Consider the following 8,742-nt stretch of genomic DNA (forward strand, 5'->3'; position numbering starts at 1 on the left):
CTTACATTGGGTTTTGTGGGCGCCACGGTTCGATCAGCGCATCCAGGTTCATCGCGTCGGCGAAATCCAGGAACTGATCGCGCAGCCAGCTGATCTGGGTGCCGGCCGGCAGTGTCACGGTGAACGTGGCGTTGAGCATGGTGCCGCCGGTCTGGGGCGCCTGGTAGGTGTCGCAGGTCAGGTTTTCCAGTTCGACATGGTGGTCCATGAAGAACTGGCACAGCTCGTTGATGATGTCCGGGCGGTAGGCCGAACTCACGTAGGCCACATAGGGCAGGGCCTGGGGACGGTTTTCCAGCGCGGCGCTGCGCACCACGTTGACGGTGAAGGCGTGTTTCTTCGCCAGCACCGGCAGGCTGCCCTCCAGGCGGGCGAGGGCGTCCCAGCTGCCGGAGATTTCCAGCACCAGGGCACTGCATTCGCCGTGACGGGTCAGGCGTGAGGTCACGACGGCGCAGCGATTTTCATGGCTGGCGCGGCACAGGACGTTAGTCAGCTCCATGGGGTTGGCGCCAAGGGCACTGATAACAAGGAATTGTTCGCGGACTGTGGGGGTGGACATGCAGCATTCCTAAAGCGATGAGCGGTCGGTACCGGTGTCGCCCGGGTTCGGTGCCAGGCCCTGGAGAACGAACGGCTCAAGCCTTGTGTCCGCGGTTGCGCCGGGTTCCACGATGGCAGGAACGGACCGGGACAGACGCAGGATCAGGGCTTGTGGCGACGAAAACGGAGGCTGGAAACCGGCGTACGAGCTTATCGGTACCGATCAAAGCCTGAAGGGTAGCGAAAACCATCGCCAAGGGGAATGGTAGTTCGCTTGTACAAGCATCTTGGCGCCAGTACCATTACCGCTCTCTTTTTCCGGCAGGAGCGGTTTCATGATTGCGGGCAGTATGGTGGCACTGGTCACACCCATGGATGCACAAGGGCATCTTGACTGGGCCAGCCTCAGCAAACTCGTGGACTTCCACCTTGAAAACGGCACCCATGCCATCGTCGCCGTCGGCACCACCGGCGAGTCCGCCACCCTCGACGTCAACGAACACATCGAAGTCATCCGTGCCGTGGTCAAGCAGGTCAATGGTCGCATCCCGGTCATCGCCGGCACCGGCGCCAACTCCACCCGCGAAGCCGTCGAACTGACCCGCAATGCCAAGGAAGCCGGCGCCGACGCCTGCCTGCTGGTCGTCCCGTACTACAACAAGCCGACCCAGGAAGGCCTGTACCAGCACTTCAAGCACATTGCCGAAGCCGTCGACATCCCGCAGATCCTCTACAACGTTCCCGGCCGCACCTCCTGCGACATGCAGGCCGAGACCGTGATCCGCCTGTCCACCGTGCCGAACATCATCGGCATCAAGGAAGCCACCGGCGACATGAAGCGCGCCAAGGCCATCCTCGATGGCGTCAGCCAGGATTTCGTCGTGCTGTCCGGGGATGACCCGACCGCCGTCGAGCTGATCCTGCTGGGTGGCAAGGGCAATATCTCGGTAACCGCCAACGTCGCCCCGCGGGAAATGGCCGACCTGTGCGAAGCTGCGCTCAAGGGCGACGCCGAGACCGCGCGGGCCATCAACGAAAAACTGATGCCGCTGCACAAGGACCTGTTCATCGAGGCCAACCCGATTCCGGTGAAATGGGCCCTGGTCGAAATGGGCCTGATGCACGAAGGTATCCGCCTGCCACTCACCTGGCTGAGCAACACCTGTCATGAACCGCTGCGGCAGGCCATGCGCCAGTCCGGCGTCCTGGTTTAATTGAGGAAGTACAACGCATGAAGCGAATGGCCGGACTTTCCGCACTTGCCTTGATTATCTCCAGCACCAGCGGCTGCGGATGGATCTGGGGGCCGGAAGGTTACTTCCGCGACCGTGGTAGCGATTACCTGCAAGCGCAACAGACTGCACCGATGCAACTGCCGCAAGACGTCAATGTCGCCAAGCGCCTGGATCCGCTGCTGCCGATCCCGCGCAACGTCGCCGACGACACCGCCAAGGGCGAATACGTCGTTCCGCGTCCGCAGCCGCTGTCGGCCGTGGCCGATGCCAGCGACTACACCTTGCAGAAGAGTGGCGATTCCAGCTGGGTCATGGGCCAGCATCCACCGGCTGAAGTCTGGCCCGTGGCCATCCAGTTCTTCCAGGACAACGGTTTCCGCCTGGATGAACAACGCCCGCAGACCGGCGAGTTCACCACCACCTGGCAGCGTGCCGACGAACTGTCCGCGGCCATGGGCAAGCGTCTGAGCGCCGCCGGTGTCGCGTCCGACGCCGAAACCCGGGTGCGGGTGCGTATCGAGCCGGGCGTGCAGCGCAACACCAGTGAAATCTACGTGGTCAGCGCCGAGCGTCCCGCCGGCAGCAGCGCCGACGTAGCCTTCACCAACCGTTCGGTCAATACCGGCCTCGATGCCGCCCTGGTGGATGACATGCTTGCCAGCATGAGCCGTACCGCCGAGCAAGGTGGTTCGGTCTCGATGCTGGCCACCCGCGACTACGACACCCCGAGCCGCGTCAGCCTGAGCGAAGACGGCAGCGGCAACCCGGTGCTCAACGTCGGCTCCGACCTGGACCGCGCCTGGTCGAGCGTCGGCCGTGCGTTGGAGCAGGGCGAATGGCGGGTTGAGGACATCAACCGCAGCCTGGGCCTGTACTACATCAACCTGGCCGAAAAAGCCGAGAAGAAAGACGAGAAGCCGGGCTTCTTCAGTGGCCTGTTCGGCAGCAAGCCGGACAAGGAAGAAGTCGAGGCCCGTGCCGAGCGCTACCAGGTTCGCCTGAGCAAGGTGGGCGACAACGTCCAGGTCACCGTCGAGAAGAACATCAACACCGTGGCGCCGGCCGAAGTGGCCCGCAAGGTGTTGGGCGTGATTCAGGACAACCTGGGCTGATCCGATGCGTTTTGCCGTTCTCGGCAGCGGTAGCCAGGGGAACGGCACGCTGGTAGCCAGCGCCGGTACGTATGTACTGGTCGATTGTGGTTTCTCCCTGCGGGAAACCGAGAAGCGCCTGTTGCGCCTGGGGGTGCATCCGGCGCAACTGAGCGCGATACTCGTGACCCACGAACATGCCGACCACGTGCATGGCGTGGGTTTGCTGTCTCGGCGCTACAATCTGCCGGTGTACCTGAGCCGTGGAACCCTCGGCGGCCTGCGCAAGCCCATCGAGCCGGCAGGTTTCGTGGCCGGCGGCGAGCAATTGCGCATCGGCTGCCTGGACATCAGCGTGGTCAGCGTGGCCCATGATGCCCGCGAGCCGACGCAGTATGTGTTCAGCGACGGCGAGCGGCGTTTCGGCTTGCTGACCGACCTGGGTTCGTATTGCGACAGGGTGATGGACAGTTACCGGGACCTCGATGCCTTGATGATCGAGTCCAACCATTGCCGCGACATGCTCGCGCGCGGGTACTACCCGTACTTCCTCAAGCAGCGGGTTGGCGGGGAGCACGGACATTTGAACAACCACCAGGCCGCGTTCCTGGTGGCCGAGTTGGGCTGGCAAGGCCTGCAACACCTGGTCCTGGCCCATCTGAGCAGCAAGAACAACCTGCCGCAGCTGGCCCGGCAATGTTTTGTCGACACCCTCGGGTGCGACCCGGACTGGCTGCAACTGGCCGATCAAGATTCAGGGCTCGACTGGCGACATATCGCCTAGCCCACTACTTAGCAAGCGGAGCCCATCATGGAAAAACGTGAAGAACTCTACCGCGGCAAAGCCAAGTCGGTTTACAAGACCGACGACGCCGACCGCTTGATCCTGCTGTTTCGCAACGACACCTCGGCGTTCGACGGCAAGCGCATCGAACAGCTGGACCGCAAGGGCATGGTGAACAACAAGTTCAACGCCTTCATCATGCAGAAGCTCGAAGCCGCCGGCGTGCCGACCCAGTTCGACAAGCTGCTGGGCGACAACGAATGCCTGGTCAAGAAGCTGGACATGATCCCGGTCGAGTGCGTCGTGCGTAACTACGCCGCCGGCAGCCTGGTCAAGCGCCTGGGCGTGGAAGAGGGCATGAAGCTCAACCCCTACACCTTCGAACTGTTCCTGAAGGACGACGCCAAGGGCGACCCGTTCATCAACGAATCCCACGTCGTGGCGTTCGGTTGGGGCACCGCCGAGCAACTGGCGCGCATGAAGGAGTTGTCCCTCAAGGTCAACGACGTGCTGAGCAAGCTGTTCGACGACGCCGGCCTGCTGCTGGTGGACTTCAAGCTCGAATTCGGCGTGTTCAGCGACGGCTCCATCGTCCTGGGTGACGAATTCAGCCCGGACGGCTGCCGCCTCTGGGACAAGGCCACCAAGAAGAAGATGGACAAGGACCGCTTCCGCCAAGGCCTCGGTGACGTCATCGAAGCCTACGAAGAAGTCGCCCAGCGCCTGGGCGTGCCGCTGTAATCGACGCAAGCATCTGATAGCACGGAAAAAATTTCGCTCGGGGGTTCGCTTCCGGCGAATGTGCTGGTATGATGCGCGCCACTGGAGAGATGCCGGAGTGGCCGAACGGGACGGATTCGAAATCCGTTGTACTGGCGACAGTACCTAGGGTTCAAATCCCTATCTCTCCGCCATACGTATAAACCCCTGCAAATCATTGATTTGCAGGGGTTTTTCGTTTTTGCATTTTGGTCGTTGTACGTAGCCATTGTACGTAATCTGGTGCGTAATATTTGGGGATGCAATCGACCCGCATATGTCCAATCTGCTGCGCAAAGCAACCGGTACAGATGCACGGCATGTCTCCGGCTCACCTCCAGGGCACCGGTCCTGTCGGCCATCCCATTGGGTACTGTACAATCGACTCATTGTGGGGGTTGCCTAGGAAGGGTTCTACGGCGTTGCTCTCGATTTGATGATGAGAGGTTGAATTGCATGGCAAGAGCACGGAAGGTTGCACTCACGGAAGAAGCGAAACGGCAGGCGGAGGATGCGGTATCGGTGGCCGCTCGTCAGGTCAAATTTACAGTCGCCGAATATCCAGTAGCTATGTATGTCAGTCGGTTCAGTGATGACAACAGTGACCGGTATTTCGTGCCTGAGTATCAGCGAAATCTCGCGTGGTCTGACGAACAGAAGTCGCAGTTCATTGAGTCGTTGATCATTGGGTTGCCGATCCCTTTCATGTTTTTCTATCAGACCTCCAACGGCAGGATGGAGATCGTTGATGGGTCCCAACGGATGCGGGCAATGCGCTCGTTCCTTCGAGAAGGGCTGCGTCTATGTGACATGGTTCTGGTTCCAGAACTGAACGGTTTTGCGTTTCACGATCTGCCAGATGACCGACGGAACAAGCTTGAAGATATTACGATTCGGACCATCATCCTGGACACTGACACAGATCCGTCTACCCGGGCTGAAATGTTTGCACGTATCAACCGTATGGGAACTGTTGCCAACGAAGCGGAAATTCGCAGAGGTTCATTACCAGGCCCTGTTACAACTTTAATTCTAGAACTGGCCGAAGATGAACGATTCGCTGCCCTTACCCCCCTTTCATCTAAGGCAGTTAATCAGCGTGAACGTGAAGAACTGGTCACAAGGTTTTTTGCCTACCTCAACACGTATGAAACAGATCAGGGACGATTCCCAGGTTACAAAGACCGTCCTAAGAAATTTCTTTACGATTATCTCAAGGTCGTTAACGTGTCTGCTACGGAGAACCCAGGCATCATCGAAAGTATGCGGAATGAATTTTACCGTATGCTTGACTTTGTTGCTCAGACCTTCGAACTCGGATTTCGAAAAGTCGCAGGAGCTAATACCGTTCCTCGGGTGAGATTCGAAGCCATTGCGATTGGGTCCGCATTAGTTCTTCGTCAAAATCCTGGATTTGAAATAGATCCGAATGTCGTGACCGAGCGAATGTTGAATCTTGGCTTTGACGCTGTTGTTGTATCGGACGGATCAAATGTCCGATCAAAGTTGGAAGGGCGTATTGATTTGGTTGTAAGGATCTTGACTGAACAATGACTACCCTACTTCGTGAACTGTCAGAGCGTAAAGATGAATTTTTTTATCATCTTAATTTGGCCGAAGCCCTGGAACTTAGAATTTTCGACGGCGAGTCTATTTCTGTAGGTGATGTTTCGCTGAACGTACGGCATGTGATGACAATGAAGTCTGGTTTGATTGTTCATCTTTATAATGTCGTAGAGGCGGTCATGAGCCGTACAATTGACGAGGTTGGTCGGGCGGTCAAAACCGCCCCGCCGAGCGATTGGGCCCATCAAACCCTTAAAGAGTGGCTGCGTTTAAATGCATCTATCGGACTCGATGGTAATGAAGACAGCAGGTTAGCTGTTGTGCATAAAGCAGCATTGCAGTTGTTGCAGAAAACGCCGATCGAACGTTTAAAGTTTAAGAAGCCGTCGGGTACGTGGTCCGATAGCGTGATATATACTTTTGCTACTAGGTTAGGGGTGCAGTTTCGCTTGACCGGCGATATTGCTCGCAAATTTCAGAAAGCACCGAAGTATGGTGACGAAACGCCAATGACATTTTTGGCAGAGCGTCGGAATGCAATTGCACACGGCAGAAAAACGTTCGAAGATGGTGCGGCGGACCTCTCGTTGGGGGACATAAAAGAGCTTGGAATTATTACGATCAGTTATATGGAGTTAGCTATCGAAGCATTTCAAAAATTTGTGAATGAAAGAAAATATATGGCGGTTCAAGTTTGATGTCAAAGTTTGAAAAAATCCATGCGGTTGATCTTTTCTGCGGGGCAGGTGGGCTGACGTATGGTCTTGAATCTGCTGGAATAGACGTAAAATTAGGCGTTGATATTGACCCGGCCTGCGCGTACCCAATTGAACGAAATTCTAATGCGAAATTCTTGCAAGCAGACGTGGCTTCGCTTGATTCAGCAGTTATCACAGCGTCGCTAAATGGTGCACGGTATAAATTGCTCGCAGGCTGTGCACCCTGTCAGCCATTTTCTACATATTCGCGCGCGGCGAAGCAAAAACATGGCGAAAATGCTGGCGACAAGCGTAACGAAGATTGGCGGTTGGTTGAACATTTCGCAAAGGTAATTAGAGAGGTTCAGCCTGATGTTGTGACGATGGAGAACGTTCCTCCCCTAGCTCAACAGCCTATATTCAAAGAGTTTCTTGCGGGACTGGTGGGGTATTGGGTTGACTGGCGCATTGTCGAATGTGATGCCATTGGTCTTCCTCAGACCAGAAAACGTTTGGTGATACTGGCATCCAAACTGGGACCAATAAGTATTCCTGACTTTTCCCTACAGCAAAAGACAGTGCAGGAAACAATCGGAGATCTTCCCCCGCTGGTTGCGGGAGGAATCGACCCCAACGATCGTCTTCACCGAGCTAGTAAACTGAGTGCCACCAACCTTTTGCGAATACAGCATTCTGTTCCCGGCGGTAGCTGGCGTGACTGGCCGGAAGATCTACGATCTTCATGCCATGCAAAAGAAACTGGTGCTACGTACCCGTCAGTATATGGGCGAATGAAATGGGATGCGCCGGCTCCTACGATCACTACACAGTGTTTTGGATACGGTAATGGAAGATTTGGACACCCAGTACAAGATCGGGCTATTAGTCTAAGGGAAGCAGCAATGTTGCAGGGGTTCCCCAAAGAATACTCGTTCATACCGGAGGGCGAGAAGGTGAGCTTTGCTAAGGTTGGAAGGCTGATCGGAAATGCTGTCCCCGTAACACTGGGACGGGTTATAGGGGAGCTGATCATAGAGCACGTGAAAGCCCATAAAGATGGACTAGAAAAAGCTAAATGATCTTTTGTCTAGCGTGTTGACGCAGATTATTTGGAGGGGAGATGTTATGTTCGGAGATCATCTTGCGAACACCGGCTCCGGAATTTCATTAAGAAAGTCATTGCACACCCTAGATATTTGTCTGAGATTTCATCGGCATATGAAAACTCTCAAATCTTCACCTGGCCAACAATAATATATTTGATCGAGCCCCCTAGATAAGTTACTCGTTGTTCATGTGCTTGTAGGGTGGTGAGATCGGTAGCTGATCACGTCAATATCTGGATGAATCAGCTAGGAGCGAGAGGAGTTCATGGGGTAAGAAGCAGGCGATTCGGGGTGCGAAATCAAAAAATCTTAAATAGTGGCTGTATCATTTATATAGAAATAGACTGGGTTGGTCTGTGTAGGAGCATTTGCTCAGTAACGATGTGCTCTGTAACAATTGCATCAAAATAATAAGGCATGCTCGATGCCGTAGCGCTGTAAGCTGAAGTTAAATTGTGCTGAATGTTTATCCAGCTTACCGTGTGACGGATCATAGGGTCTGAACGAGTGGCATGTTGCGGCTCGATAATGATCAGGACCTATATTTGATACAAAAGATAGTTCACCTGGCTCTCGCTCTGCCCGGTAACGGTAAAACGCACATTTTTTTGTGCGAAGCAAAAAACCTTATAAGCTCTGGCAAGAAAATTCTTTATTCTCCTGCCGACAATTCCGCTGGCCGATGTAGTTATGCAACGATTGCCGTCGGGGCTTAGAGCTACTCGTATTGATTCGAGCACTAGAAGCAAAGCGAATGTTGTACGCATGTTGAATGATGCATTGAGGCCAAATAGTGGCGAAGTGTTTGTTATCTGCCAACATGCCACTCTTCAGTAAGCGCTCCATGAACCCCACCTAACCAATGATGGGCAGAGCACTCAGCTATATATTCGAGGCGTGCAATTCCACGGTAGCAGCGCTTCGTAGTCTTCCACTGAGCACGCCAGCGGCAGGCGTTCC

At 55.3% G+C, this 8,742-nt stretch carries 8 protein-coding genes and 1 tRNA gene; 8 read left to right on the forward strand and 1 reads right to left on the reverse strand.

The annotated features are described in order from the left end of the window. Nucleotide 1: 1 nt before the first annotated feature. Nucleotides 2–562 carry a glycine cleavage system transcriptional repressor gene (locus Q6A48_RS15035; protein WP_003184325.1) on the reverse strand — a complete coding sequence of 187 codons (561 nt, stop codon included), beginning with the start codon at nucleotides 560–562 and terminating at the stop codon, nucleotides 2–4. A gap of 316 nt (nucleotides 563–878) precedes the next feature. Here Q6A48_RS15035 and dapA point away from each other — a divergent pair, with 316 nt between their 5' ends. From dapA to Q6A48_RS15075, 8 genes are all read left to right on the forward strand, one after another. Next, entirely contained in the window at nucleotides 879–1,757 is an 879-nt protein-coding gene (gene dapA / locus Q6A48_RS15040) for a 4-hydroxy-tetrahydrodipicolinate synthase (RefSeq protein WP_304554898.1), read from the forward strand. A gap of 17 nt (nucleotides 1,758–1,774) precedes the next feature. Beyond that, complete coding sequence (gene bamC, locus Q6A48_RS15045) at nucleotides 1,775–2,890, forward strand: NlpB/DapX family lipoprotein (RefSeq protein ID WP_304554899.1); 1,116 nt, start codon at nucleotides 1,775–1,777, stop codon at nucleotides 2,888–2,890. A gap of 4 nt (nucleotides 2,891–2,894) precedes the next feature. Further along, on the forward strand, nucleotides 2,895–3,653 hold the full coding sequence (locus tag Q6A48_RS15050) for an MBL fold metallo-hydrolase (protein WP_042731975.1): 759 nt from the start codon (nucleotides 2,895–2,897) through the stop codon (nucleotides 3,651–3,653). A gap of 27 nt (nucleotides 3,654–3,680) precedes the next feature. Continuing rightward, nucleotides 3,681–4,394, forward strand: a complete 714-nt coding sequence (gene purC / locus Q6A48_RS15055; RefSeq protein WP_181286686.1) for a phosphoribosylaminoimidazolesuccinocarboxamide synthase — start codon at nucleotides 3,681–3,683, stop codon at nucleotides 4,392–4,394. A gap of 83 nt (nucleotides 4,395–4,477) precedes the next feature. Further along, nucleotides 4,478–4,567, forward strand: a tRNA-Ser gene (locus Q6A48_RS15060). A 301-nt stretch (nucleotides 4,568–4,868) separates the two neighbouring features. After that, entirely contained in the window at nucleotides 4,869–5,966 is a 1,098-nt protein-coding gene (locus tag Q6A48_RS15065) for a DUF262 domain-containing protein (protein ID WP_304554900.1), read from the forward strand. After that, entirely contained in the window at nucleotides 5,963–6,676 is a 714-nt protein-coding gene (locus tag Q6A48_RS15070) for an MAE_28990/MAE_18760 family HEPN-like nuclease (RefSeq protein WP_304554901.1), read from the forward strand. The genes Q6A48_RS15065 and Q6A48_RS15070 overlap by 4 nt, the downstream gene beginning before the upstream one ends. Next, nucleotides 6,676–7,755: a DNA cytosine methyltransferase gene (locus Q6A48_RS15075; RefSeq protein ID WP_304554902.1), complete on the forward strand. Its 1,080-nt coding sequence runs from the start codon at nucleotides 6,676–6,678 to the stop codon at nucleotides 7,753–7,755. The genes Q6A48_RS15070 and Q6A48_RS15075 overlap by 1 nt, the downstream gene beginning before the upstream one ends. Nucleotides 7,756–8,742: the final 987 nt, after the last annotated feature.

The organism is Pseudomonas citrullilanati (genome assembly GCF_030580855.1).
Taxonomy (GTDB): domain Bacteria; phylum Pseudomonadota; class Gammaproteobacteria; order Pseudomonadales; family Pseudomonadaceae; genus Aquipseudomonas; species Aquipseudomonas citrulli.

Excerpts from the sequence above, each read along its gene's own strand:
- Q6A48_RS15035 (WP_003184325.1), bottom strand. The coding sequence starts at position 562 with ATGTCCACCCCCACAGTCCGCGAACAATTCCTTGTTATCAGTGCCCTT.
- dapA (WP_304554898.1), top strand. The coding sequence starts at position 879 with ATGATTGCGGGCAGTATGGTGGCACTGGTCACACCCATGGATGCACAA.
- bamC (WP_304554899.1), top strand. The coding sequence starts at position 1,775 with ATGAAGCGAATGGCCGGACTTTCCGCACTTGCCTTGATTATCTCCAGC.
- Q6A48_RS15050 (WP_042731975.1), top strand. The coding sequence starts at position 2,895 with ATGCGTTTTGCCGTTCTCGGCAGCGGTAGCCAGGGGAACGGCACGCTG.
- purC (WP_181286686.1), top strand. The coding sequence starts at position 3,681 with ATGGAAAAACGTGAAGAACTCTACCGCGGCAAAGCCAAGTCGGTTTAC.
- Q6A48_RS15065 (WP_304554900.1), top strand. The coding sequence starts at position 4,869 with ATGGCAAGAGCACGGAAGGTTGCACTCACGGAAGAAGCGAAACGGCAG.
- Q6A48_RS15070 (WP_304554901.1), top strand. The coding sequence starts at position 5,963 with ATGACTACCCTACTTCGTGAACTGTCAGAGCGTAAAGATGAATTTTTT.
- Q6A48_RS15075 (WP_304554902.1), top strand. The coding sequence starts at position 6,676 with ATGTCAAAGTTTGAAAAAATCCATGCGGTTGATCTTTTCTGCGGGGCA.